The organism is Pseudomonas sp. LARHCG127 (assembly GCF_052871455.1).
Genome location: NZ_JBIXJT010000006.1, coordinates 1 through 25670, shown reverse-complemented (window position 1 = coordinate 25670; position 25670 = coordinate 1). Strand labels below are relative to the sequence as shown.

The 25670-nt window shown below is 62.0% G+C and carries 25 protein-coding genes; 15 read left to right on the top strand and 10 right to left on the bottom strand.

What is annotated here, in order from left to right; all coding sequences use genetic code 11:
- Positions 1-112 precede the first annotated feature (112 nt).
- The gene (locus tag ACIPQ1_RS11890; protein WP_446534150.1) at positions 113-721 is read left to right on the top strand and encodes a LysE family translocator; all 609 of its coding nucleotides are present in this window, start codon (positions 113-115) and stop codon (positions 719-721) included.
- A gap of 9 nt (positions 722-730) precedes the next feature.
- Here ACIPQ1_RS11890 and ACIPQ1_RS11885 read toward each other — a convergent pair whose 3' ends face one another.
- From ACIPQ1_RS11885 to xylA, 4 genes are all read right to left on the bottom strand, one after another.
- The gene (locus ACIPQ1_RS11885) at positions 731-1867 is read right to left on the bottom strand and encodes a sugar ABC transporter permease (RefSeq protein WP_446534149.1); all 1137 of its coding nucleotides are present in this window, start codon (positions 1865-1867) and stop codon (positions 731-733) included.
- On the bottom strand, positions 1868-3424 hold the full coding sequence (xylG, locus tag ACIPQ1_RS11880) for a D-xylose ABC transporter ATP-binding protein (RefSeq protein ID WP_446534148.1): 1557 nt from the start codon (positions 3422-3424) through the stop codon (positions 1868-1870).
- Positions 3425-3605: 181 nt separating this feature from the next.
- Complete coding sequence (gene xylF, locus ACIPQ1_RS11875; RefSeq protein ID WP_053119915.1) at positions 3606-4607, bottom strand: D-xylose ABC transporter substrate-binding protein; 1002 nt, start codon at positions 4605-4607, stop codon at positions 3606-3608.
- Between the two features lie 145 nt (positions 4608-4752).
- A complete protein-coding gene (gene xylA, locus ACIPQ1_RS11870) occupies positions 4753-6069 on the bottom strand; it encodes a xylose isomerase (protein ID WP_446534147.1) in 1317 nt (438 codons plus the stop codon).
- A 155-nt stretch (positions 6070-6224) separates the two neighbouring features.
- Here xylA and ACIPQ1_RS11865 point away from each other — a divergent pair, with 155 nt between their 5' ends.
- Positions 6225-7412 (top strand): XylR family transcriptional regulator, encoded by a 1188-nt coding sequence (locus ACIPQ1_RS11865; protein WP_446534146.1) that lies wholly within the window; start codon positions 6225-6227, stop codon positions 7410-7412.
- 204 nt (positions 7413-7616) lie between these two features.
- Here ACIPQ1_RS11865 and ACIPQ1_RS11860 read toward each other — a convergent pair whose 3' ends face one another.
- Entirely contained in the window at positions 7617-8102 is a 486-nt protein-coding gene (locus ACIPQ1_RS11860) for a thiol-disulfide oxidoreductase DCC family protein (RefSeq protein ID WP_446534145.1), read from the bottom strand.
- Between the two features lie 112 nt (positions 8103-8214).
- On the opposite strand from ACIPQ1_RS11860, the gene ACIPQ1_RS11855 reads away from it, so the two are divergent.
- On the top strand, positions 8215-9150 hold the full coding sequence (locus ACIPQ1_RS11855; RefSeq protein ID WP_446534144.1) for a hypothetical protein: 936 nt from the start codon (positions 8215-8217) through the stop codon (positions 9148-9150).
- 43 nt (positions 9151-9193) lie between these two features.
- Here the strand turns inward: ACIPQ1_RS11855 and ACIPQ1_RS11850 are convergent, their stop codons facing one another.
- Entirely contained in the window at positions 9194-9430 is a 237-nt protein-coding gene (locus tag ACIPQ1_RS11850; protein ID WP_411384903.1) for a hypothetical protein, read from the bottom strand.
- A gap of 152 nt (positions 9431-9582) precedes the next feature.
- On the opposite strand from ACIPQ1_RS11850, the gene ACIPQ1_RS11845 reads away from it, so the two are divergent.
- Positions 9583-9924 (top strand): hypothetical protein, encoded by a 342-nt coding sequence (locus ACIPQ1_RS11845; protein ID WP_077506487.1) that lies wholly within the window; start codon positions 9583-9585, stop codon positions 9922-9924.
- A 107-nt stretch (positions 9925-10031) separates the two neighbouring features.
- On the opposite strand, the gene ACIPQ1_RS11840 is transcribed toward ACIPQ1_RS11845, so the two are convergent.
- Positions 10032-10934: a LysR family transcriptional regulator gene (locus ACIPQ1_RS11840; protein ID WP_411384902.1), complete on the bottom strand. Its 903-nt coding sequence runs from the start codon at positions 10932-10934 to the stop codon at positions 10032-10034.
- Between the two features lie 93 nt (positions 10935-11027).
- On the opposite strand from ACIPQ1_RS11840, the gene ACIPQ1_RS11835 reads away from it, so the two are divergent.
- The 4 genes from ACIPQ1_RS11835 (at position 11028) to ACIPQ1_RS11820 (ending at position 14685) form a co-directional block, all read left to right on the top strand.
- Positions 11028-12035, top strand: coding sequence for an aldo/keto reductase (locus ACIPQ1_RS11835; RefSeq protein ID WP_446534143.1), 1008 nt, complete (start codon positions 11028-11030; stop codon positions 12033-12035).
- A 100-nt stretch (positions 12036-12135) separates the two neighbouring features.
- Positions 12136-12930: a DeoR/GlpR family DNA-binding transcription regulator gene (locus ACIPQ1_RS11830; protein WP_446534142.1), complete on the top strand. Its 795-nt coding sequence runs from the start codon at positions 12136-12138 to the stop codon at positions 12928-12930.
- A gap of 117 nt (positions 12931-13047) precedes the next feature.
- Complete coding sequence (locus tag ACIPQ1_RS11825; protein ID WP_446534141.1) at positions 13048-13974, top strand: Gfo/Idh/MocA family protein; 927 nt, start codon at positions 13048-13050, stop codon at positions 13972-13974.
- Positions 13975-13989: 15 nt separating this feature from the next.
- Positions 13990-14685 (top strand): tRNA (adenine(22)-N(1))-methyltransferase, encoded by a 696-nt coding sequence (locus ACIPQ1_RS11820; protein WP_411384898.1) that lies wholly within the window; start codon positions 13990-13992, stop codon positions 14683-14685.
- Between the two features lie 175 nt (positions 14686-14860).
- Here ACIPQ1_RS11820 and ACIPQ1_RS11815 read toward each other — a convergent pair whose 3' ends face one another.
- The 3 genes from ACIPQ1_RS11815 to ACIPQ1_RS11805 form a co-directional block, all read right to left on the bottom strand.
- Positions 14861-15238 carry a hypothetical protein gene (locus tag ACIPQ1_RS11815; RefSeq protein WP_446534140.1) on the bottom strand — a complete coding sequence of 126 codons (378 nt, stop codon included), beginning with the start codon at positions 15236-15238 and terminating at the stop codon, positions 14861-14863.
- 65 nt (positions 15239-15303) lie between these two features.
- Positions 15304-16029: a CPBP family intramembrane glutamic endopeptidase gene (locus ACIPQ1_RS11810; protein WP_446534139.1), complete on the bottom strand. Its 726-nt coding sequence runs from the start codon at positions 16027-16029 to the stop codon at positions 15304-15306.
- 342 nt (positions 16030-16371) lie between these two features.
- Positions 16372-17616, bottom strand: a complete 1245-nt coding sequence (locus ACIPQ1_RS11805; RefSeq protein WP_446534138.1) for an acyl-CoA dehydrogenase family protein — start codon at positions 17614-17616, stop codon at positions 16372-16374.
- 373 nt (positions 17617-17989) lie between these two features.
- Between ACIPQ1_RS11805 and msuE the strand changes: the two genes are divergently transcribed.
- The 7 genes from msuE (at position 17990) to ACIPQ1_RS11770 (ending at position 25240) form a co-directional block, all read left to right on the top strand.
- On the top strand, positions 17990-18553 hold the full coding sequence (msuE, locus tag ACIPQ1_RS11800; protein ID WP_446534137.1) for an FMN reductase: 564 nt from the start codon (positions 17990-17992) through the stop codon (positions 18551-18553).
- Between the two features lie 39 nt (positions 18554-18592).
- On the top strand, positions 18593-19690 hold the full coding sequence (sfnG, locus tag ACIPQ1_RS11795; RefSeq protein ID WP_411384894.1) for a dimethylsulfone monooxygenase SfnG: 1098 nt from the start codon (positions 18593-18595) through the stop codon (positions 19688-19690).
- Between the two features lie 14 nt (positions 19691-19704).
- On the top strand, positions 19705-20865 hold the full coding sequence (locus ACIPQ1_RS11790) for an AMP-binding protein (protein ID WP_446534136.1): 1161 nt from the start codon (positions 19705-19707) through the stop codon (positions 20863-20865).
- 14 nt (positions 20866-20879) lie between these two features.
- A complete protein-coding gene (locus tag ACIPQ1_RS11785; RefSeq protein ID WP_446534135.1) occupies positions 20880-21662 on the top strand; it encodes an ABC transporter ATP-binding protein in 783 nt (260 codons plus the stop codon).
- A 219-nt stretch (positions 21663-21881) separates the two neighbouring features.
- Positions 21882-22763 carry a branched-chain amino acid ABC transporter permease gene (locus ACIPQ1_RS11780; RefSeq protein ID WP_446534134.1) on the top strand — a complete coding sequence of 294 codons (882 nt, stop codon included), beginning with the start codon at positions 21882-21884 and terminating at the stop codon, positions 22761-22763.
- Positions 22764-22774: 11 nt separating this feature from the next.
- Positions 22775-23842 (top strand): branched-chain amino acid ABC transporter permease, encoded by a 1068-nt coding sequence (locus ACIPQ1_RS11775; RefSeq protein ID WP_446534133.1) that lies wholly within the window; start codon positions 22775-22777, stop codon positions 23840-23842.
- A 72-nt stretch (positions 23843-23914) separates the two neighbouring features.
- The gene (locus tag ACIPQ1_RS11770; RefSeq protein WP_411384890.1) at positions 23915-25240 is read left to right on the top strand and encodes an ABC transporter substrate-binding protein; all 1326 of its coding nucleotides are present in this window, start codon (positions 23915-23917) and stop codon (positions 25238-25240) included.
- The last annotated feature ends 430 nt before the right edge of the window (positions 25241-25670 follow it).

Sequence of the window (25670 nt, the reverse complement as noted above, 5' to 3'; positions counted from 1 at the left end):
GATCATGTGTCTAATTTAGTCACATAGGCGGCGCAATTAAAGCGTTTGTCAGCGTCCCGCTGCCACGCCACCCTGAAGGCCACAGCAATTCGCCTTCAATGTGGAGTGATGCATGGCCGACTACGGAGTTTTTCTGATCCTGGCGACCCTGACGGTGCTCAGCCCCGGCCCCGGCGTGGTGCTGACGCTGTCCAATGCCTTGCGTCATGGCTGGCGCGGTGCGCTGCCGGGCATTGTCGGGATCGCGTCCGGCGCTTTTATCGTGGCGGGTATTTGCGCCAGTAGCCTGGGGTTGATCCTGGCGGCCTCGGCGGCGGCCTTCACACTCTTGAAATACGTTGGGGCGCTGTACTTGTTGTACCTGGGGATCAAGATGTGGCGTACCCAGCGCTTTATTCCCGAACTCAACGCCACGTCGCTGCGTCCATGGCGGCGATTCGTCGAGGCGCTGTCGATCCAGTTGCTCAACCCCAAGGCGGGTTTCTTCTTCCTGGCGGTCTTTCCCCAGTTCATCAAGCCGGCGGGTGACTATTACAGCCAGTTCTTCTTGCTGGTGTCGTCTTACAGTGTGCTTGTCCTACTGGTGCATTCCGGTTATGCCCTGACAGCCCAAGCCGCAAGAGGCTGGCTCTCCACAAGCCAGGGCGCCAGGGTTGTCGGCAAATTGTCGGGCATCACGTTCCTGGGCTTTGGTGTGTTGATGGCGTCTGCCAGCAAATGACGGAGCCCATCACCGCCGCCCAGTGCGCGTACTCACATCCACCCACACCGCCAGCACCAGAATGCTGCCTTTGACGATCATCTGCCAATAACTGTCGACGTCGAGCATGGACATGCCATTGTCCAGGCTGGTGATCACCAGCGCACCGAGGAGAGCGCCGTAGACCGTGCCGGAACCGCCGCGCATGGAGGTGCCGCCGATGAAGCAGGCGGCGATGGCGTCGAGTTCGCCCATGTTGCCGGCCGAGGGTGAGCCGGCGGCCAGGCGGGCGGTGTTGACCACGCCGGCGAGGGCGCACATCACGCCCATGATGCCGAAGATCCACAGCTTCACCGCTTGCACGTTGATGCCGGACAGGCGCGTGGCTTCCATGTTGCTGCCCACCGAGTAGACGCGGCGGCCGAACACGGTCTGGCTGGTGACGTAGCTGAACACCCCCAGCAGGATCAGCAGGAGCAGCACCGGCACCGGAATGCCGTCGTAGCTGTTGAGGGTGTAGACGAACCCGGCCAGCACCGCGCCGATCAATGCCACGCGCAACCCATCACGCATCAAGGAGTGGGCCGCCAGGCCATGGAGGGCGCGGTTGCGCCGCTGTTTCCAGGTGAGGAACAGGGTCAGGGCGAACAGCAGGATGCCGAGCCCGGTCCCGACCGTGTGCGGCAAATAACCCTGGCCGACATAGACCAGCTCTGGTGACACCGGGGCAATGGTGGTGCCGCCCGTCACGCCCAGCAGGATGCCGCGAAACGCGAGCATGCCACCCAGCCCGACAATGAACGACGGGATGCGCAGGTAGGCGGTCATGTAGCCGTTGCCCAAGCCGATCACCAAGCCGCACAAAGCCACCAGGCTCAGGTTCGCCAGCAGCGGGATGTGATAGACCACATCGAGGATCGCCGCCAGCCCACCCAATAGCCCAAGCAACGAGCCCACCGACAAATCGATCTCGCCGCTGATGATCACCAGCACCATGCCGCAGGCCAGGATCCCGGTGATGGACATCTGCCGCAGCAGGTTGGACAGGTTGCGCGGGGTCAGGAACCCACCGTCGGTCTGCCAGCTGAAGAACAGCCAGATCAGCGCCACGGCGATCACCAGCGCGAGCATTTTGTAGCGGGAAAACAGCTGTTTGACCTGATTCATCTACGCGGACTTCCGATCATTATTGTTATGGCCATCGGGGTGGCTGAGCGCGGCGGCGAGCACCTGTTCCTGGGTGAGTTCGTGGTTGATGAAGTCGCCGCGCAACTGGCCTTCGCCGATCACCAGGACGCGGTCGGAAACCCCCAGGACTTCGGCGAGCTCCGAGGACACCATGATGATCGACACGCCTTCGGCTGCCAGCGCGCCCATCAATTTGTAGATCTCGTATTTGGCGCCGACGTCCACGCCACGGGTGGGCTCATCGAGAATCAGCACCCGGGGTTTGGTCAGCAGCATCTTGGCCAGCACGGCTTTTTGCTGGTTACCGCCGGAGAGGCTGGTGATCGGCAGGAACGGGCTCGCGGTCTTGAGGTGCATGCGCGCGATTTCCTTGTCGATGCTGCCCAGTTCGGCTTCGGCGTCGATGCGGGTCAGTTTCGCGTAGTTGTCCAGCACCGCCAGGGTGATGTTCTGACCCACCCCCAGGTCAGGAATGATGCCTTGGCGCTTGCGGTCTTCAGGGACCATGCACAGGCCGGCGCGGATCGACTTGAGCGGCGTGCGCGTGTCGATGGGTTGGCCGCCCAGCCAGACTTCGCCTTCGTAGCGGCCGGGGTAGGCGCCGAACAGCGCAGAGACCAGTTCCGTGCGACCGGCGCCGACCAGCCCGGCGATGCCGAGAATCTCCCCGCGCTTGAGGACGAATGAAATGTCGTCGACCCGTTTGCGCTTGGGGTTATCGACGTCGTAGCAGGTGACGTGGCGCGCCTCGAAAATCACCTCGCCGATCTCATGGGGTTCAGTGGGGTAGAGGTTGCTCATTTCCCGCCCGACCATCTGGGTGATGATCTTGGGAATGTCCATGTCCGCCATGGCGGTGGTGGCGATGTGTTTGCCGTCGCGTATCACCGAGATGGTGTCGCACACGGCGGCCACTTCATCGAGCTTGTGGGAGATGTACACACAGGCCACGCCCTTGGCCTTGAGGTCGCGGATGATGTCCAGCAGCACCTCGATTTCCGAGCGAGTCAAGGCTGAAGAGGGCTCGTCGAGGATCAGCAGTCGCGCCTGCTTGTTCAGCGCCTTGGCGATTTCCACCAACTGCTGGTAGCCACCGCCGTACTGGGAAACCGGTAGCGAGACGTTCATGTCCGGCACCTTGAGTTCGCGCATCAGGGCCTCGGCGCGGTGGATCATCGCCGGGTAGTTCATGCGCCCGCCGGGCAGTGTCAGCTCGTGGCCCATGAAGATGTTTTCGGCTACCGACAGGTCGGGGACCAGGGTCAGTTCCTGATGAATGATGACGATCCCGGCGGCTTCGGTCTCGCTGATGGACTGCGCCTTGAGCGGCTGGCCGTCCCAAATGATCTCGCCTTCCCAAGTGCCGTAGGGATAGACCGCCGACAGCACTTTCATCAGGGTGGATTTGCCCGCGCCGTTTTCACCGCACAGGCCAACGCATTCCCCGGACCGGACCTTGATGTCGATGCCGTTCAGGGCTTTGACACCGCCAAAGGTTTTGACGATGCCGTTCATTTGCAGCAGGTAGTCGGACATGGCAAGGGCTCATGAAAAAGGGCTTACACATAGACAGTGGACCAGGCAGTCAAGCCAAGTGACCTGTGGGAGCGAGCTTGCTCGCGATAGCGGTGGTTCAGCTGGCATCGATATTGGATGGGCTACCGTCAATCGCGAGCAAGCTCGCTCCCACAGGTCTTTGCTTGATTGCCTGGTCAGGTCACTGCCCGGCGATCTGCGCCTTGGTGTAGAACCCGTCCTTTTCCAGCAGGTCGATGTTGTCCTTGGTCAACGGCGTCGGGGTGAGCAGGATGGTGTCGACTTTCTTGCTGCCATTGTCGTACTGCGAGCTGAAGGTCGGTTTCTCGTTGCGGGCCAGTTGCACCGAGAGCTTGGCGGCTTCGGAGGCGATCAGCTTCAGCGGCTTGTAGACGGTCATGGTCTGGGTGCCATCGATCACGCGCTTGACTGCCGCGAGATCGGCGTCCTGGCCCGAGATCGGCACCTTGCCGGCCATTTTCTGCGCGGCCAGGGCCTGGATGGCGCCGCCGGCGGTGGCGTCGTTGGAGGCAACGATGCCATCGATCTTGTTGTTGTTCCGGGTCAGGGCGTTTTCCACGATGCTCAAGGCTTCGGTGGGGTTCCATTCCTTCACCCACTGTTGGCCGACAATCTTGATGTCACCCTTGTCGATGGCCGGTTGCAGCACTTTCATCTGGCCTTCGCGCAGGACCTTGGCGTTGTTGTCCGTGGGCGCGCCACCGAGCAGGAAGTAGTTGCCCTTGGGCGCGGCTTTCAGCACGCCGCTGGCCTGCATCTCGCCGACCTTTTCGTTATCGAAGGAAATGTAGGCGTCGATATCGGCATTGAGGATCAGTCGGTCGTAGGAGACGACTTTGATCCCGGCCTTCTTGGCTTCGGCGACGGCGTTAGTCAGCACGGTGGCGTTGAACGGCACGATGACGATCACATCGACGCCACGGGAGATCAGGTTTTCAATCTGCGAGATCTGCTTCTGCTCGTTGGCATCGGCGGACTGGACGAAGACCTTGGCGTCGAGTTTTTCCGCCGCCGCGACGAAATAGTCGCGATCCCGCGACCAGCGTTCCAGGCGCAGGTCATCGATGGAGAAACCGATTTTCGGATGGGTCGCATCGGCCATGACCGGAAGCGAGAGCAGGGCGAGGGCGCCGGCGAGCAGGGTACGTTTGAATCTTTTCATGTGGTGCGTCCTTTTATTGTTGTTTGAAAGACACTGCCTGACGATGAGCGTGATACCGGGTAGAACTGTAGAGCGTTGCAGGGCGTCGTGGGCACAGATTTGTCGCGAGAATGTAACAGCCGCTGTGCCCCGACTTTTGCCCTGGTCAGGGGTAGATAAACCGGTTGACCACGTTCTCGAGCATCTCCTGCCGGCCGCTGACGGCCTGGGGATCCAGGTCGTTGGTAAAGGCGTGCTCGGCCAGCGATTCCAGGCTGAAGTCACCGGCCAGGACCGCTTTGCCAAACGGTTGCCGCCAGCCGGCGTAGCGCTGGTCCTTGAACTGTTGCAACTGGTCGTTCTGCACCATGGCCGCCGCGCGTTCCAGGGCGAGGGCGAGCACGTCCATGGCGCCGACGTGGCCGTGGAACAGATCGATTTCGTCCAGGCTCTGGCGCCGGACCTTGGAATCGAAATTGAACCCGCCATTGCCGAAGCCACCGGCCTTGAGGATTTCATAGGTGGCCAGGGTCATTTCCTCGACGCTGTTGGGGAACTGGTCGGTGTCCCAGCCGTTTTGCGGGTCGCCGCGGTTGGCGTCGATGCTCCCGAAAATCCCCAGGGAGACGGCCGTGGCGATCTCGTGGTGGAAACTGTGACCGGCCAGGGTGGCGTGGTTGGCTTCGATGTTGACCTTGATCTCGTTTTCCAGGTCGAACTGCTGCAGGAAGCCGAACACCGTGGCGCTGTCGTAATCGTACTGGTGCTTGGTCGGCTCCTGGGGCTTGGGTTCGATCAGCAGGTCGCCCTTGAAGCCGATCTTGTGCTTGTGCTCGACCACCATGCGCATGAAGCGGCCCAGCTGTTCGCGCTCGCGTTTCAAGTCGGTATTGAGCAGGGTTTCGTAGCCTTCACGACCGCCCCATAGCACGTAGTTGGAGCCTTTGAGGCGCTGGGTGGCATTCATGGCGCTGAACACTTGGGCGGCGGCGCAGGCGAACACTCGCGGATCCGGGTTGCTGGCGGCGCCGGCGGCAAAACGCGGGTTACTGAAGCAGTTGGCGGTGCCCCACAGCAGCTTGATCCCGGTTTGTTCCTGATGGCGTTCCAGGTGGTCGATCATCTGGGCGAAGTGGTTGCGGTACTCCTTGAGCGAATTGCCTTCCGGGGCGACATCGGTGTCGTGGAAGCAGTAATAGTCGATGCCCAGCTTGGAGAAGAATTCGAAAGCCGCTTCGGCCTTGCCGATGGCCACTTCCATGGGATCCCCAGCGTGCTGCCACGGACGCTTGAACGTGCCGGCACCAAACACATCCGACCCAGGCCAGACGAAGGTATGCCAGTAGCAGACCGCCATGCGCAGGTGCTCGCGCATGGGTTTGCCGAGCACCAGTTTGTTGGCGTCGTAGTGACGGAAGGCCAGCGGCGAATCGCTGGCGGGGCCCTCGTAGCGAATCTTGTCGACACCGGGGAAGTAGGGCATGTGCAGGTTTCCTTTTTATTCTTGGCGGTGTCCCGATACTAACGCCGGCCCCGTGGCTGCTGATTATGAAAATCACCAATGGGCAGTTCGATTTTGAGTATTGAGATTCGCCGTGTGCGCGCCTAGTCTGTGTCGATCGGCACAGGGTTAAACCAATGAAAACCGTCCCGCCCGTTCACCGCATTGCGTTGCTGTTCAATGGCAGCAAGATCTACGACCGCGGCATCATCAGCGGCATCGGCAACTACCTGAGCAGCACGCGCGCGTCCTGGGACTTGTTTCTCGAGGAGGATTTTCTCTGCCGCTTGAAAGGCATCGAGCGCTGGCAGGGCGACGGCATCATTGCCGACTTCGACGACCCGATGATCGGCGAGGCGCTGGCCGGGATCAAGCTGCCGGTGGTGGCGGTGGGCGGTTCCTATCAGGATGAGCGCGCCTACCCGAAGGGCATTCCCTACGTCGCCACTGACAATGATGCGTTGATGAGGTTGGCCTACGAGCACCTGATCGAGGCCGGGCTGACCCGCTTCGCCTGTTTCAGCCTGCCCGAGGCACAAGCCAATCGCTGGGCCCAGGAGAGGGAAAAAGCCTTTCGCCGGCTGCTGCAGCGCGATGGCCTGCACGCCCAGGTCTATCGCGGCATGGGCACCAGCGCACCGCTCTGGGACAGCGCCGTCGAACAGCAGATCGCCTGGCTGCAAAGCCTGCCCAAACCCATCGGTATCATCGCCGTCAGCGACGCCCGCGCCCGACAACTGCTGCAAGCCTGCCTGACCGCCGGCATCGCCGTGCCGGAGCAAGTGGCGTTGATCGGCATCGACAACGACCCGCTTACCCGCAGCCTGACACGGGTGCCGCTGAGTTCGGTGATCCAGGGCACCGAAACCATGGGCCGCACCGCCGCGCGCCTGCTCCACCAGATGCTGCACGGCATGCCGTCCACGGGCACGCAGATCCTGGTCCCGCCTGATGCGATCAATGTGCAGGTGTCGAGCCTGCATCAACCGTTGGGCAATCCTTATGTCATGCAGGCCCTGCTCTTCATCCGCCAATACGCCTGCCAGGGCATCAAGACCGCCCAAGTGGCGGCTTATGTCGGGATATCGCGCTCATCGCTGGAGGCGCATTTTCGCAAGGAACGGGCCTGCAGCGTCCACGACGAAATCCTGCGCTTCAAACTGGCCGCCGCCGCCAACGGACTGGAAAACACCGACGCGCCGATTGCCGACATTGCCCAAAACTGCGGCTTCAAATCGGCGCAATACCTGCACACCGTGTTTCGCCGCGAATTCGGCTGCACGCCGCGGGAATATCAGCAGGGGGCAAATGCGGCCGCTCACTGACCCTCTGCCAAACCGCTCTTGATGAACTGACCCACCACCGAACCGCTCTTGTGGCGAGGGAGCTTGCTCCCGCTGGGGCGCGAAGCGGCCCTGAAACCAGGCACCCTGGTGTGTCAGACTAATTGAGTTGACGACATGGGTCTGCTGCGCAGCCCAGCGGGAGCAAGCTCCCTCGCCACAAAGGGACAGCCTGCTTATTGCTGGCTAACTATCAACCCGTTCCACCGGCCGGGCCCCAGGCGCGGGCGCCTTCAAGAAACGCCGCTCATGATCCGGATCCGGCAAAAGGCACACGTCGTACTTGCCAAACAGCCGATACCGATTCAGGGCAATGCGATCGTAGGCCCAATCCCGAAATACGCGGGGGACGTAACGCAGCAGTTGCACCGGACGCCAAACCCAGGGCAGTAGGGCAACCACTTCAAGAATCGCCTCCGAGCGCACCCAGTAATCTTGGTCGCGAACCACGGCCATGGTGTCGAACTGCTGCAAGGGCAAGCCCGCCCAGGCCAGCAAGGCTTGTCCTTCAGGCGACTGGACGGAGGCCAACCGCACGCGTCGGGCGTGGTCATGGCGGATCAGGAACTTCGCCCAGCCATTGCAAAGTTTACAAACACCGTCGAACAGGACCACTGTCTCGCCTGGCTTGAGCAAGGGCGCGGGTGAAGGGCGGGTCTGGGAGATGGGCATGATCGGGGGTCTACACGGCGCTTGGTTACCCGGATAATACGCCTGTTCCAGCGTCAAAGGGCGTCCCGAAGGGGCACTCGACCATGATGATTTCAAAGGCATGATCCGATCCATGAGCGATGACATCTACAACCTGTTCACCCGCTTCCAGACCCCCGATCCTGGCATCGGCCCACGGAAGCGGGCACCGATGCTGGCTCAGGAACTGGCCTGGGCGCGCGAGCGTGCGACGATGCATCGCTTCAGCTGGGTCGTGGTGCTGGTGCCGCCGTTGTGCCTGGGCCCGGTGTTGCCGGGTATCGTGTTTCTGCTGGGGCTGCTGGTCTATCAGGGGTTATCCGCCCCAGGCGTTGACCTTGACCGGATCATCGGGGCCTCCTTTGGCTGGCTTGTGTTCGTCACCTTGCTGTTCATGGCGGCGTGGATCGTGCACAACGTCTGGCGTGATACGCGCGACCCGACCAAGCGTTATTGGGCGTCGATGCCCGATCAAGGGCTGGTCGAGCTCGAACACCATACCCTGGTTTCCGGCCTCTGCCTGTGGTCCAACGACTATGACCCGGATTGCAACACCCTCATGCAATGGTCCGACGGCAAAGTGAAGTACATGCAGGACAGCGGTGTGTCGCAATGGATCCTGGCCCGGACCGCGGCGGGGCATTGGCTGGTGCTCAAGGAGGAGTTTTCGGGCAACTTCAGTTACGGACGGGTAGGGCAAATGCCGGCGCCGGACAAGCTGCTGCAACCCCGTCAGGAACTGGCGATCGCTTTCGCCCCCGGTACGAACCTGCCGCTGGGTCGGCGTTTCGACGGTGCGTTGATGCCTTTGATGAGTACGCCGTACTGGCTGTCTGCCGATGAACTCAAGCGCCTGGACGAGGCCGCTCATCACTGGAATTTTTTACCGCCGAACCGCTATGGGGTGGTCAATGACCAGGATGCCGCATGGGTGCAACGGCTGGTGGACAGGGCGCAAGCCAGTGTTGGGCCGCAGCCGGCAGGGGGCTACTGCGCAGCCCAGCGGGAGCAAGCTCCCTCGCCACAATGAATCGAGCACATTCCACGAAGGCCAGCCTGTCATTGGCCGGGCGCTAAAGCCACGTATCCACCACCCGCCGATCCAGTTCCTCCCAATCCGCCATGCCCAATACTCGCGTCGTGTTCAACCCGCGCAGATAACCGCGCAGTTGATGGGCCGTGGCCCGCTTGAGCTCCGGGTCGGCTTCTGTATTGCTCAACAGCACGCTTTCGTACTGGACCAGATAGTCCGCCACCCGCTCACGAAAGTCGGGCAATACCGCGTCGCGGATCAGATCAAACGTTCTCATGGATAGACCTCATCAATCTTTCTCGGCTTGCAACTATTGCTAGGAGTAATAGTGACCATTACCAAATGCAAGTTCTGCTTTGCCGGCAATCATTGGAAAATCAGCGCCATCGAACACGCAGCCCCGTATTTTTATTTTCAGGACCCCAACCCATGCGCCGTTTATTTTTGCTTCCCCTGGCGTTCTCCCCGTTGTTGCTGGCCGGTTGTGCCTCGGCACCGAATGACCCGACGCTGACCTTGCAGACCAGCAAGACGCCGGCCCAATACGCCGAGTGCGTCGTACCGAAGTTGCAGGGCAATGCCTTGAACCCGATGGTCTCGCAGACCCAGCGCAGCTACCGCATCGTGGTGCCGAGCAAAGTGTCGGCGGACAACGTGCTGGAAGCCTACAAGGCCGGCAGCGGCGGCAAGGTGTTCATCTACGAGCGCCACCTGCTGGCTTCCAACCTCTTGCCTTCAAGTTTTGAACGCGCCGCCCAGGAATGCATCTGACCGGCCCGTAAACGTTTTTCACCGTGCTCCTTTGGTTGGCCGCAACCAACCAATTCCCTTTGCCCCGCACCGTCCTCGGTCGCGGGGCTTTTTTTTGCCTGGCGGTTTCAGGTTAGCCAATCTTGCGCCCGGATGAATTCGATGAGCGCTTTCAGGGCCGGCGGCACATGGCGTCGGCTGGGGTAGTAGAGAAAAAACCGGCTTGGCGGCGCTTTCCATTGCGCAAGCAGTTCCGTGAGATGCCCGTTGCGCAGGTCATCGCGCGCCAGCTCCTCGTACACGTAGGCAATCCCGGCGCCATCTTTTGCCGCCTGGATCATCAGCGCATCGTCTTCAAGGATGAGTGGGCCGGTGACGGACAACCGGATCGGTTGCCCCTCGGCCTGATACTCCCAGGCGTAGAGCTTGCCGCTGGGAAAACGCCGGGCGATGCAGGCATGGTCGAGCAAGTCCCGTGGCGCCTGGACGATCCCCTTCGCGGCCAGATAGGTTGGCGCGGCTACAGTCACGAACGATTGAGGGGGCCCGACAGGAACGGCGATCATGTCGCCGGCCAGGCTTTCGCCAAAGCGCACACCAGCGTCAAACCCGCCGCTGACGATATCGGCCAGGCCATCATCGGTGACCAGGTCCAGTTGAATGCGCGGGTACCGGGCCACGAATGGCCCGAGCACCTTGGCAAAGACCGCGCGCGCCGCCGGACGCGCCACGTTGAGGCGAAGCTTGCCGGCGGGCACGTCCTGCAGCGAGGTCAACTGCGCCAGGGCATCGGCAACCTGCTGCAGGGTAGGGGCCAGCGTTGCCAACAGCTGGTGGCCGGCCTCGGTCGGGGTCACGCTGCGCGTGGTGCGGTTGAGCAGCCTGACACCCAGGCGTGCTTCCAGTGCACGCATCGCGTGACTCAATGCAGAAGCCGAAACGCCACGCTCGTCGGCGGCCTTGCGAAAGCTGCGATGGCGAGCAACGGCGGCGAAGGCATCCAGTTCGGACAGATCGGGGTGCTGACTCATGAATAATGTTCAGTAGTTCAAATACGATTACCCATCTTATCGTCATGAGATCCCTCGCGGATACTGGCCCACATCATCTGTGGAGAGCGCGCTATGCAAAAGAATCGTCTTGGATCATCGGATTTCATGATTTCCCCCATTGGCCTGGGAACCTGGGCCATCGCCGGCACCGGCTGGGCATACAGTTGGGGCGCGCAGGATGACGAGGACAGCCTCGGCGCCCTTGAATATGCCGTCGAGCGCGGGGTGAACTGGATCGACACGGCGGCGGTTTATGGCTTGGGCCATGCCGAGCAACTGGTCGGGCAGTTGTTGCGTCGGGTACCGGCTTCGCGGCGTCCGTTGGTGTTCACCAAGGGCAGTCTGGTCTGGGACCCGGCCACCAAGGAGATCTCGCACTCGCTGGCGCCTCAATCGCTGCTCGCCGAGGTCGAGGCAAGTTTGCGTCGACTGCAAGTCGAAACCATCGACCTTTATCAGATCCACTGGCCGGCCTTTCCTGCCGACGGCAGCAGTGAAGGGATCGAGGAGGCGCTTTCGGCGTTGGCCACCGCCCGCGAACAGGGAAAGATTCGTGCGATCGGCGTCTCCAATTTCGATGTCGCGCAACTCAAGCGGGCCCAGGCGGTGACCGAGATCGTCTCGCTCCAGCCGCCTTATTCGGCCTTGATGCGAGACATCGAGGGCGACGTCCTGCCATTTTGCGAGCAGGCGGGATTGGGTGTCCTGGCCTATTCCACCCTTCAATCGGGACTACTTTCCGGCAGCATGACCCGCGAACGCATCGCCCAATTGCCCGACGACGATTGGCGCAAGGCGCGAAGCGCGGACTTCCAGGAGCCTCGCTTGAGCGCGAACCTGGCGCTGGTGGAGGTCTTGGCTGGTATCGGCGAACGGCACGGCGTCAGTGCGGCGGCAGTCGCCATCGCCTGGGTGCTGCGCAAACCGGTGGTGACCGGCGCCATCGTCGGTGCCCGTCGGCCCGGCCAGGTCGATGGGTTGATTGCCGGTTCACAGCTGCGCCTCAGCGCCGAGGAAATCGACGAGATTCAGCCCTTCCTGCCATTGGGCATGGGCACCAATGTCCCTGGGGGCGCTTGACGTTTACCGCGTGAGCGCTCGGGTTTGACGCCTCGCCGCATAACCGGCACTATTTGCTCGTTTGTGATCATTAGTGCTCGTTTACGCAGGTTGTAATGTCATGACTACTCCTCACGAAGCGTTCCCTGGTGAACGCCAGCAATTGATCAGCCAGCGTCTCGCCCGGTATGGCCGGGTGATCGCGGCTGACTTGGCCAGCGAATTCAAGGTCTCCGAGCACTCGATCCGGCGTGACCTTGGCGCGTTGGCAGCGGCGGGGGTGTGCAAGCGCGTTTATGGTGGCGCGATCCTCGTGCCCGCGGCCGAAGGGTCGATGGAGGCGCGCGTGCGCAAAGACCCGGCGCGCAAGGGCAGCCTCGGCCAAGCCGCCGCTGCACTGTTGCGCGCGGGCCAGCACGTGTTCATCGACGCCGGGTCGACCAACCTGGCGATTGCCTGCGCCATCGATCCGTACCTGCCATTGACCCTCACCACCAACTCGCCGTTGATTGCGGTCCAGTTGATGAAACTGCCCCGGGCCGAAGTCATCCTGCTGGGCGGCCGCTTGAACCCAGTCGCCGGTGGTGTGATCGGGTTGACGGCTGTCCAGCAATTGCGCCAGTTCAGTTTTGACCTGTGTTTCCTCGGCGCCTGCGCCATCGATCCCGACAATGGCGTTACGGCGTTCGGCCTGGATGACGCGGAATTCAAGCGCGCAGTGGTCGCGGCCAGTGGGCAGGTGATCGCGGCAGTGACCAATGAAAAGCTGTCCAGCGTTGCCCACTACCAGGTGGCCGCCTGCGAGGAAGTCGCCGCCCTGGTGGTGGAGCACGACGCGCCGCGTGAGCGACTCGAACCCTTCTTCGGCCGGGTGACCAACGTCGTGACGGCGGACTGTGCACAGCGACGGGCCTGAAGTATTTGCCCAACTGGGCGGGGCAATCGAATAGATACTGCACGACCCCCATTGTCCGCCAGGCGATTTGCGTCTAGTTTGCTGGCCGATCACAAGTACAAAAATCAGGAGTCATCGATGCAACCGATTCGTCTCGGCCTGGTGGGCTACGGCAAGATTGCCCAGGATCAACACGTTCCAGCCATCCACGCCAACCCCGCGTTCCAATTGGTGGCGGTCGCCACGCAAGGACAGCCTTGCGCCGGGGTGGAGAACTTCCGCTCCCTGGGCGAGCTGCTGGAAAACGGTCCGCAGATCGATGCGATTGCGTTCTGCACGCCGCCGCAAGGTCGATTCGCCCTGGTGCAACAGGCGCTGGCGGCTGGCAAGCACGTCCTGGTGGAAAAGCCGCCGTGCGCCACGTTGGGTGAAGCCATGGCCTTGGTGGAGCAGGTTCGCGAGCAAGGCGTCAGCGGCCTGTTCGCCTGGCATTCCCGTTATGCACCAGGCATCGAAGCCGCCCGTGACTGGCTGGCCAACCGCACCTTGCAGAGCGTGCAGATCGATTGGAAGGAAGACGTGCGCAAGTGGCACCCGGGCCAGGCGTGGATCTGGCAACCCGGCGGCCTGGGCGTGTTCGATCCGGGCATCAATGCCTTGTCGATCGCGACCCATCTGCTGGCACTGCCGTTGTTCGTGGAATCGGCCGAGTTGCGCGTGCCGGACAACTGCCAGTCGCCAATTGCCGCCAGCATCAAGATGGCCGACGCGCGTCACCTCGATATCCGTGCGGAGTTCGACTTCGACCATGGTCATGACGAGCTCTGGAGCATCGAGATTCGCTGCGCCGAAGGCGTGTTGCGCCTGGACAACGGCGGTGCCCTGTTGAGCATCGACGGCGTGCCCCAGGCGGTATCCGAGGAGGGCGAGTACGCGGCGGTGTACCGGCATTTTCAACAACTGATCAACGACAAAGCCATCGACATGGACCTGCAGCCACTGCGCTTGGTCGCCGACAGCTTCTTTGTCGGCAGTCGGACGGCGGTCGAGCCGTTCTACGATTAACCCAGGGAATTGCAGTTGAACGAACACACATTGTCCATGCGCCTGGAGCGCGTGGCGGCGCACATGCCGGCGGGCGCGCACCTGGCCGATATCGGCTCGGATCACGCTTACCTGCCGGTGGCCTTGCTGCGCCGTGGCGTCATCGCGACGGCGGTGGCCGGTGAGGTGGCAACAACGCCATTGCGCGCCGCCGAACGCACGGTGGTCGAAAATGGCCTGGAGCAGCGGATCAGCGTGCGCCTGGCCAACGGCCTGGCGGCAATCGAGCCGGAGGACGGAATTACGGCGATCAGCCTCTGCGGCATGGGTGGCGAGACGATCCGCGACATCCTGGACAGTGGCAAAGCGCGGTTGAGCGGTCGGGAGCGCCTGATCCTGCAACCCAACGGCGGCGAACAACCGCTGCGCCAATGGCTGATGGAAAACGGCTACCGCATCCTCTGCGAGGAATTGCTGCGGGAAAACCGCTTCTACTACGAGATCATCGTGGCCGAGCGCGCCGGGCCGGTGGCGTACACCGCCGAGGAGCTGTATTTCGGCCCGCTGCAGTTGCAAACCCGAACCCCGGTCTTCCTGGCCAAGTGGCAGCGCCTGCTGCGCCAGAAGCACAAGACCCTGGCCAGTTTCGCCAAGGCACGGCAGGCTGTGCCTGAAGAGAAGCAGCAGGACATCGCCCGGCAGGTTCGGTGGATCACTGAGCTGTTGGCCTGAGCCTTGGGGTTGGATGTGCCGACGTCATCGCGAGCAGGCTCGCTCCCACAAGGGGTTTTGTGGTGAATCGGGATGCTGTGACCATCCACACTTCCCTGTGGGAGCGAGCCTGCTCGCGATGAGGCCATCTGTCATTTCACCGAATTGAACAAAGCCCCGGTCGCCGCCCGCCCGCTTATCGACCCACCACCGGGTAATGTTTGATACGACACGCATATGAGTTGCCGTCGCCTTTACAGACACCGTCCAGGTAGCGGTAGTCCACCCGTACCGACTGCCCTTTCCCGGGCCATTGGCGGCGGGGGAGCGTAGCTTGGTAGTCCGGGGTTTCCGGGGTGAAGGTGAGCAACGAGCCTGGCTGAGGACACTCCACCGAGGCGGATTTCGGCCTGACTTTCACCACCTGCGCCTGAAGCTGCGGATAGGGTCGTTTCAGCACCTCGACGACGTGCAGCTCCATCTCACAGATCTGCCATGTGGAGGCCTGGACGGGCTCGCACAGCAAGGGAAGCGTCAGGGCAAGCAGTCCGAGGCATGTTGCGTGAGTGTTCATCGTTGCCCTTGTTTGAAGTGCTGGTGTTCGCAAAATCATAGCGCGGCATGGCGCCTTCGCCTGACTCAACCGTAAAGCCCCATCAATGAGAACGACTTGTCCGTGGTCAGTGCGACAATCTCGGCCAGCGAATGCAGGAGCACCGGCACCAGCAGGCCACCGCTGGCCACTCTGGCTACGGCGAATACGCCGCCACAGGCGAAGATCAGCACGACCGTCAGCCAGTTTCCGTATTGGATGTGCATGCCGGCGAAGATGGCCGACGTCACGATGATCGCGACCCATGTCCAGGCACGGCTGTTCTCGTAGGGAAACAGCCGGAGCATGTAGTGGCGGAAGAATAATTCTTCGGCGATGGGCGGCAGCACGATCAGCGAGGCGATCTTGATCGTGGCCTGCCAATTGTTGAGCCCGTCCAGAAGCTCGGCCATGAACACTTCACGCGGCAACCCGAGTACGAGGACGGCGACCCCGAAAAGCAGGTAGGCCCCGATGGTGCCCATCGCTCCCCATTGCAGGGGTTTGCGGATGGAGCGACCGCGCCACTGTGAACGTAAATCGGCGCGATATTGCAAGGCGAAAAGGGCGAAGAGAAGGAGCGCGGTGATACCGGAGGTGGTCGTGAACGTCAGATAGGCCTGCATGTCTGCGGGAACAAAAAGGACCTCGGGCATCGCCGCAAGGAAGACGACCACGGTGGCCAGCACAAACATCCCGAGCCGGGGAAAGAAGCGGTAGGGCGATAGAGTGGAAGCGGGTGCAAACTCAGGGGCGGCACTTAGATTCGTCACAGTCACTCCATGAGTGCAAGGAAAAAGGCATGATGCCAGTGTTTTGATCGGCTGGGATGAGTTCCTATTGGCTTTGTGAAAAAGTCGGCAATTGGACTTGGTGGATACACCTGAACCACCGCCATCGCGAGCAGGCTCGCTCCCACACTGGATCTTCAGCAGACACGAAACTCATGTACAACACAGAACCACTGTGGGAGCGAGCCTGCTCGCGAGAGGCCAGCACATCCAACATCACTGCAAACTGACACACCGCCTTCGCGAGCAAGCCCGCTCCCACTGGAGGAGCGCGGTCTAAGCCGCCGTTACCCCATGACGGTTTTACACACCGACCCCAAGCACTCAGACCTGCTTCGCCCCCCCACCAATCTGCCAGACATACGGCGGTTCCGTCCCATTGATTTCCCAATCCCCAATAATCCGCTCCTTGTAGATCAACGGATTGTGCGAAGCGGCGGTACGGGCGTTGCGCCAGTGGCGGTCGAGGGCCTTGCTGGTGCTGGTGGCCGAAGCGCCGAGGGCATTGAACAGGTCGCTGGTGGCGCGTAGCACCAGGTCGGAGATCACCACCTGGGCCTGGGCGGACTCCAACTCGGCGGCAATGTTGGCGGTGCGTTCGGTCTCGGCGTTCTGGCTGAAGTGGCTTTCATAGGCGCGTTGAGAGGCGCTTGCGGCTCGCAGGGCAGTGGCTTCGGCGGCATAGACCTGGGCCGAGGCCCGGCCGACCACTTGCTGCACTTGTACGTCCTGGCTCACTTCGCTGGCATTGCCGGTGCTGAAGACCCGGGTGCGTTTGCGCACTTGCTCGGTGATGTCATGGACCGCGGCACGGCCGGCGCCGGTCAGCACGGCGAGCAAGACCAGTTGATAAAACGCGGTCTGGTATTTGAAACGGGTGGAGAAGTCGATGAGGTTTTCCGCCTCGACCAATGCGTTCTCGAACCGCGATGTCCCGCTGCCGGTGGTGCGTTGGCCAAAGCCGTCCCAGTCATCGCTTTGCTTGACGCCCGGCTGGTGCACGCGCACGGCGGCAATCACGTCGGCACCGTTGTCGTCACGCTGGGCATACACGTCGATCCAGTCGGCGAAAATACTGCCGGTGCTGTAGTACTTGGCGCCATTGACCACCCATTGATCACCCTGGCGGGAAACCCGGGTGACGACTTCGCCGATTTTTACCGCGCCGACTTCCGTCCAGGCGTTGCCCACCAACTCACCCTCGACGAAGCGTTTGAACCATATGTCCTGCGGGCTGCTGGCATGGGCATTGAGGCGGTCCTCGACAAATGCAAAGTGCCCGCGCAGGGCCTGGGGCAGGTTGGAATCGGCTTCGGCCAGTTCGATCAGCAGTTGCAACAGCTGCGGCAACGAGGCCCCGGCACCGCCATGTTCGAGCGGTACACGGATGGCGCCAAAGCCAGCTTCCTTCAGCCATTTCACCTGTTCAAAGGGCAGGCTGCGGGTCTGCTCGCGCTCCAGGGCGCCGGCCTGGATGCGCGCAAAGATCGGCCGGAAACGTTCGGCCAAGGGCTCGTAGTCGGTGCCGGTGGAAAGGATTGGCGGCAGGTGTTGTTGCTGTGCGGTCATGTTGATGTTCCTTCTTGATGGCGAGTAGGCGGGCAGGGGAAACCTGCCGGTGCCAACAGTCATTGCACGGTCCATGCCCGACCCGCGACGCCCATGAATACGGGTCTGTACGACGCTCGTCGGTGATAGGGCTGTCCTGGCTGCGGACAATCTGTTGCGCAACTGTATGCCCGGCAACAGTTGTCGCGACAGGCATCGAAACGCAGGTGTTCACCAGGCAACAGTGGAACAACAGCTTGCCCGTCGAGCGGCAGTGAAGTGATTAGGCGGTACTTCTAATACCTTGATTATTAAAGATATATAAACGTGGCACGGTTGCTGCTCTACACCCTGTGCAGACGCTGAGGTGGCGTCTCCAGGCATGGGGTAAGTGATGAGCAAGCAATTCAAAGTGGTGGCGGTGTCAGGCAGCGTGCAACACCCGTCACGCACGCTGGTCCTGCTCCAGGCGATAGTGGACAGGCTCGCACAGCAACTGCCGGTCGAGATGCGCTTGATCGAACTGGCCAAGGTCGGTCCGCAGTTTGCCGGGGTGTTACGTCGCGAGGCATTGCCGGCCGCGGTACAGGACGACCTGCACGCCATCGAGTCGGCCGATCTGCTGATCGCCGCCAGCCCGGTCTATCGAGCCTCGTACACCGGCTTGTTCAAGCACCTGTTCGATTTTGTCCATCACGAAGCCCTCAAGAACGTACCGGTGCTGCTCGCCGCGACAGGGGGCTCGGATCGCCATGCCTTGATCATCGATCACCAGTTGCGGCCGCTGTTCGGTTTCTTCCAAGCCCTCAGCTTGCCGGTGGGCGTCTATGCCAGCGAAACCGATTTCAGCCAATACCGCATTTCCAGCCCACAGGTGCTGGACCGTATCGAGCGCGCCGTCGAATCGGCGCTGCTGAGCCTGGTCCCGAGCGTCCGACGCAACGCCAGTGCCGCCTGATCCCTTTTTCCTTTCAAAACGAGCCGTGGAGTACATGCAATGAGCCAGGACACGATCAAATTTGCCTACTGGGTGCCCAACGTCAGCGGCGGACTGGTGGTCAGCAAAATCGAACAACGCACCGACTGGGGCATCGACTACAACCGCAAGCTGGCCCAGATCGCTGAAGCGGCCGGCTTCGACTACGCCTTGTCCCAGGTACGCTTTACCGCCGGCTACGGCGCCGAATACCAGCACGAGTCCGTGGCGTTCAGCCATGCCTTGCTGGCCGCCACCACGCGCCTGAAAGTCATCGCCGCGGTGTTGCCGGGGCCGTGGACGCCGTCGGTGTTGGCCAAGCAGATCGCAACCATCGATCACCTGACGGGTGGCCGAGTGGCGGTCAACGTCGTGTCGGGCTGGTTCAAGGGCGAGTTCACGGCCATTGGCGAGCCGTGGCTGGAGCACGACGAGCGCTATCGCCGTTCCGAAGAATTCATCACCGCCCTCAAGGGCATCTGGACCACTGATAATTTCACGCTGCGCGGTGACTTCTACCGCTTCCACGACTACACCCTCAAGCCAAAACCCCTGCAGCAGCACCCAGAAATTTTCCAGGGCGGCAGCTCACGTGCGGCTCGGGACATGGCCGCCCGGGTATCGGACTGGTACTTCACCAACGGCAATACCGTGGAAGGCGTCAAGGCGCAGATCGATGATCTCCAGGCAAAAGCCGCGGCCAACCACCACAAGGTCAAGGTCGGCGTGAATGCCTTTGTCATTGCCCGTGACACGGAAGAAGAGGCGCGGGCGGTCCTTGCCCAAATCATCGACCAGGCCGATCCCGAGGCCGTCAATGCCTTTGGCGACGCGGCGAAACAGGCCGGCAAGTCCAGCCCGGAGGGCGAAGGCAACTGGGCCAAGTCCAGTTTCGAAGACCTGGTGCAGTACAACGATGGCTTCAAGACCAACTTGATCGGTACCCCTCAGCAGATCGCCGAACGCATCGTCGCGCTAAAGGCCGTGGGTGTGGATCTGGTGCTCGCCGGGTTCTTGCACTTCCAGGAAGAAGTCGAGTATTTCGGCCGTAAGGTCCTGCCGTTGGTGCGTGAGTTGGAGCAACGCAAAGTGACGGCCAAAACGGCGGCGGTCGCCTAGGCGCGGGAGGCAGCATGGGCACGTTCACCGACACACCCGACGCGGTCCCGGCCAGCTTGCCCCAGTGGTTGCAGCGACAGGCGCTAGAGCATGGCACCGATGTCGCGCTGCGCCATAAGCACCTGGGTGTCTGGCAGGAAAGGACCTGGGCGCAGGTGGTCGACGAGGTGCGCCGTTTGGCGAGTGCCCTGCAAGCTCGCGGTTTTGCGGCGGGCGAGACCCTGACGATCATCAGCCGACCCAGGCCCCAGGCGCTGCTTGCCGCATTGGCCGCGCAATGGCTGGGCGGCGTGGCGAGCTTGTTCGACCCGCTGGAAGCAGCGGCCGAACAGGTGCAACGGCTCACTACATTGCAACCGGATTTCGTCCTGGTCGAAGGCGTGGAGGACATGCTGCGGCTGCGTTCGGCGCAGGTGGCCGTGCGGATCTTGGTCTATCTCGACAAACGTGGCCTGTCGGATTCGACGCCATTTGCGCAGGCGTCGGATTACGCCGCGTTACTTGCCGAGCGACCGATCGATAACGGGGTGCCGCAAGGGCGATTGTTGCAAACGGCCTTTGTCTTTTATCGCGGGGCTGGCCAGGCGATTGAGGAGCAACGCGTCAGCCACGCCGAGCTGTTGCAGGAGGGGCAGCGGTTGGTGACCCGCGAAGGGCTGGGGCGGCAGGAGGAGGCATTGGCCGCCCGGGCGTTCGCCTCGGGTGGGCAAGCTCGCTATCTGCTGGCGCCCTGGTTGATCGCCGGTTTTCGCCTGAACTTTCCCGAGAACCTGGCGACCCGCGATCGCGATCGGCGTGAGCTGGGGCCGACGCTGGTGGCCGGGACGCGGGAAACCTACGAACGTTTGCACCGCTACGCGCTGGAACGTTTGCCCGCGCCGGGCAGTGGGGCGCGCAGGCTGGTGGACTGGGCGCTGGCAGCGCAGCCGGGGCCGTTGCAACGGCATGTGGGGGATTGGCTGGTGCGTCGGCCTCTGCGCGATGTGCTGGGCTTTTCCCGGACCCGCGCGCCGCTGTTGGTGGGCGATGCATTGCCGCCGAACACCCAGGCGTTTTTCCAGGCATTGGGTATCCGGGTTCGCCAGTGGGGCGATGCGGCCCATTGGGAAGCGCCGACGCATCTTGTACACAAAACCACCGATAACTGGACCGGCCTCCAGTCCCGACTGGCCTGAGAGGAGACGCCCCAATGACCCAGACGGCCATTACGCATTTGCTGGAGCTGGAACATATTTCACTGTCATTCAAAGGTGTCAAAGCGATCACGGACATCAGCTTTCGCGTCGCCACCGGTGAAATCTGCGCCTTGATCGGCCCCAACGGCGCCGGCAAGAGTTCGCTGCTGAATGTCATCAGCGGCGTGTACCAGGCCCAGGACGGGCACATTCGTTTTGATCGGCAGGAGCGGCGCCGGATGCGTCCCCACGATGTGGCGGTCCGCGGCGTCGCCCGGACATTCCAGAACATCGCGCTGTTCAAGGGCATGAGCGTGCTCGACAACGTGCTCACCGGGCGCAACCTCAAGCGCCGCAGCACCTGGATCGAGCAGGCACTGCGCATCGGTCGCGCCCGGGCCGAGGATGATCATCAGCGCGAAGCGGCCGAACGGGTCATCGCGTTCCTGCATTTGCAGCCTTGGCGCGACGTCCTGGTGGGCACGCTGCCCTATGGCTTGCAGAAACGAGTGGAGCTGGCCCGCGCACTGGCGGCGGAGCCTCGGCTGTTGCTGCTGGATGAACCCATGGCCGGGATGAACGCCGACGAGAAGCGACAGATGAGCCGCTTTATCGTCGACATCAACCGTGAGCTGGGTACGACGGTGGTGCTGATCGAGCACGACATCGGCGTGGTCATGGACATCAGCGACCACGTGGTGGTGCTCGACTACGGTCGCAAGATCGGCGACGGCTCGCCCGAAGACGTACGGCAGAACCCCGAGGTCATTTCGGCCTACCTGGGCACTCGCCACTGATACCGGATATTTGATGCCTTCCCGCTGGGCTCTGTAGGAGCTGGCGAAGCCTGCGATCTTTTGATCTTTTGATCTTTTGATCTTTCGCTTGAGACTCAAGTGTCTGGGAAAAGATCGCAGCCTCGCTCGGCTCGACAGCTCCTACCGCGCAGCCCAGCGGGAGCAATCCTTGGCTACAGGATCCTCGTTTGTATTGACTGGACAGCATTAGGAACAGCGATGGAATTTTTCTTTGAAGTGCTGATTGGCGGGTTGTTGGCGGGGGTGATGTATGCCTTGGTGGCCATCGGTTTCGTGCTGATCTACAAGGCCTCCGGGGTGTTCAATTTCGCCCAGGGCGCGATGGTGCTGTTCTCGGCGCTGACCTTCGTCAGCCTGCTGGAGCGGGGTGTGCCGTTCTGGCTGGCGTTTCTCATCAGCTTGGCGGCCATGGTGCTGATCGCCGTGGCGGTGGAGCGGGTGGTGCTGCGGCCCTTGGTCAACCGGTCGCCGATCACACTCTTCATGGCCACCCTTGGCTTGTCCTACGTCATCGAGGGCTTCGCCCAGGCGCTGTGGGGCGCCCAGGTGCACGGCCTGGACTTGGGCATCAGCGATGAACCGCTGGAACTGGGCGGGATGTTGTTGTCGCAGTTCGACATTTTTGCCGCGTTGACGGCAGCGTCCCTGGTGCTGCTGTTGTCCTGGCTGTTCAACAAGACTCGCCTCGGGTTGTCGCTGCGAGCGGTGGCCGATGATCCCTTGGCGGCGCTGGCCGTGGGCATTCGTTTGCAGCGGGTCTGGGTGGTGGTGTGGTCGGTGGCGGGGTTTGTCGGGCTGGTCGCCGGCCTGCTCTGGGGCGCGCGCCTGGGCGTGCAGTTCTCGCTCTCGCTGGTGGTGCTCAAGGCCTTGCCGGTGCTGATCATCGGTGGCTTCACCTCCATCAGCGGGGCGATTGTCGGCGGCTTGATCATCGGTGCCTCGGAGAAACTGGCGGAGGTTTACCTCGGGCCCTTCATCGGCAGCGGCATCGAGAACTGGTTTCCCTACGTGCTGGCGCTGCTGTTCCTGTTGGTGCGGCCGGCGGGGTTGTTTGGCGAACGGGCCATCGAACGGGTTTAGGGGGCGCATCTATGTTCTATCGGGAAGCAGGCCAGTTCAGCACACGTTATGCCCAGGACCGTCGGGTCTTCGCCCTGCGCCAGGACCGTCACGGGCTGGCCGCATTGCTGCTGTTTGCCTTCGTCGGGGTGCCCTGGTTGGGCAATGACTATTGGCTCAGCGCGATCCTGATTCCGTTCCTGGTGCTGTCCCTGGCCGGGTTGGGGCTCAATCTGCTCACCGGTTATGCCGGGCAGCTGTCCCTCGGTTCAGCGGCGTTCATGGCGGTGGGAGCCTTTGCCACCTACAACCTGGAAATACGGGTCGCTGGCTTGCCGTTGCTGGCCAGCATTGCCCTGGGCGGGTTGATGGCGGCACTGGTGGCGGTGCTGTTCGGCCTGCCGAGCCTGCGTATCAAAGGCTTCTACCTGCTGGTCTCGACCCTGGCGGCGCAGTTCTTCGTGACCTGGGCGCTGACCCGGTTCAGTTGGTTTTCCAATAACAGCGCCTCGGGCGTCATCAGCGCGCCGCGCCTGGATGTGTTAGGGGTGAACCTCGATGCGCCCGTTGGCCGCTATCTGTTGACCCTGACCGTGGTGGTGGCGCTGTTCTGGCTGGGCAAGAACCTGGTACGCAGTGAGTTGGGGCGCAACTGGATGGCAGTGCGCGACATGGACACCGCCGCTGCGGTCATCGGCATTGCGTTGGCGAAAACCAAGCTGCTGGCGTTCGCCATCAGCGGCTTTTTCCTCGGGGTGGCCGGCGCGCTCTGGGCTTTCGCTTACCTGGGGACGGTAGAGCCCCACGGATTCGACCTCAATCGGTCGTTCCAGATCCTGTTCATCATCATTATCGGCGGCCTCGGCAGCCTGCTGGGCAACTTCCTCGGCGCGGCCTTCATCGTGCTGTTTCCGGTGCTGCTCTCGAACCTGGTATCGCTGCTGCCCGTTGGGCTGGTGGACGCCGGCCAGGTGGAGAACCTGCAGAAAATGATATTCGGCGCCCTGATCATCCTGTTCCTGATCAAAGAGCCAGAGGGCCTCGCGCGTCTTTGGCAGAGATTTCGCCAGCGCGCACGGCTGTGGCCGTTGCGCTACTGAGCGAACCGCACAACGCGGGTTTGCAGTTCCATTTTGTTGGCTTATTTATGGCTCCATAACAAGGAAATCCCGATGTTCAAACGATCATTCGCCAGCAGCCTGGCACTGGCCTTGAGCCTCACCGCCACGGCCTTTACCGTCCAAGCGGACAACGAACAATACTTCCCGCTGCAAAGCTATCGCGTCGGCCCTTATGCGGCTGGCGGCAGCGGTTTTTTCGGTGGTTTCATCGACTATCTCAAGTACGTCAACGCCAATGGCGGCGTGAACGGCGTCAAGCTGACCTGGAGCGAGTGCGAGACCGAATACGTGGTGGAAAAAGGCGTCGAGTGCTACGAACGGCTGAAGAAAGGCTTGAACGGTGCGCCAGCGGCGGCCACCAACCCGCTGTCGGTGGGCATTGCCTACGCCACGCTGGAGCGCTCGACCGCCGACAAGCTGCCACTGATCACCATCAACCACGGTCGCACGGACTCCACCGATGGCAGCGTGTTTCCCTACGTCTTCCCATTGCAATTGAATCCGTACTCCGAGGTCTCGGCGATCATCAACTACATCGGCCAGCGCGCCGGCGGGTTGGACAAGCTCAAGGGCTTGAAGATCGTCACCCTGTATCACGGTTCGCCCTATGGCAAGGAAACCAACGAGGTCCTGCAAACCCTGGCCGACAAGTACGGCTTTGCGCTGACCTTGCTGGAGGTGCCGCACCCGGGCAACGAACAACAATCGCAGTGGCTGAATATCCGTCGGGAAAAACCCGATTGGGTGATCCTGCGCGGTTGGGGGGTGATGAACCCGGTGGCGCTGAAAACCGCGCAGAAAGTCGGGTTCCCGGCCGACCACATCATCGGCAATATCTGGAGCAACTCCGAAGATGACGCCGCGCCGGCCGGTGCCGCGGCCAAGGGCTTCATCGCCATCACCACGCACCCTTCGGGCACCGATTTCCCGGTGTTGCAGGGCATCAAGCAGCAGGTGGTGGACGCCGGCCATGGCGACCTGGCCGATCCCAAGCGTTTCGGCACCGTGTATTACAACCTCGGCGTGGTCAACGGCATTCTCAACGTAGAAGCGCTGCGCATTGCCCAGCAGAAATTCGGCCAGCAACCCCTGACGGGTGAGCAGGTGCGTTGGGGCTTCGAGCATCTCAAACTCGACGACGCCCGACTCAAGGAACTGGGGGCGTTGGGGCTGGTGCAGCCGTTGCAGTTGTCGTGCGCGGACCATGAGGGCGGTGGTGCGGTGCGTTTCCAGCAATGGGACGGTGGCCAGTGGAAGCTGATCAGTGACTGGGTGCAGGCCGACCGCGCCTTGTTGCGGCCGATCATCGAAGCCTCTTCGCACCAGTACGCCCGGGAAAAAGGCATTACCCCGCGTGATTGCAGCAAGGAATCCTGAGGCATCGCAGCGACCGGTCGCTCCCTCGCCACGAGATGCGGCCAGGCGTTCGAGCGGTGTGGATTTTTGCGGTGTGGCGAGCGGAGCTCTACAAAATTGACACGCCACCGAAACGCTTTTTGTGGCGAGGGAGCTTGCTCCCGCTGGGCTGCGCAGCGGCCCTCAAGCCAGTCACCGCGGTGTATCAGATGGATGTCATCCGCCTCAATGGGGGCGCTTCGCACCCAGCGGGAGCAAGCTCCCTCGCCACAAGGTGCGGCCAGGCGTTCGAGCGGTGTGGACTTTTGCGGTGTGGCGAGTGGAGCTCTACAAAATTGACACGCCACCGAATCGCTTTTTTGTGGCGAGGGAGCTTGCTCCCGCTGGGCTGCGCAGCGGCCCTCAAGCCAGTCACCGCGGTGTATCAGATGGATGTCATCCGCCTCAATGG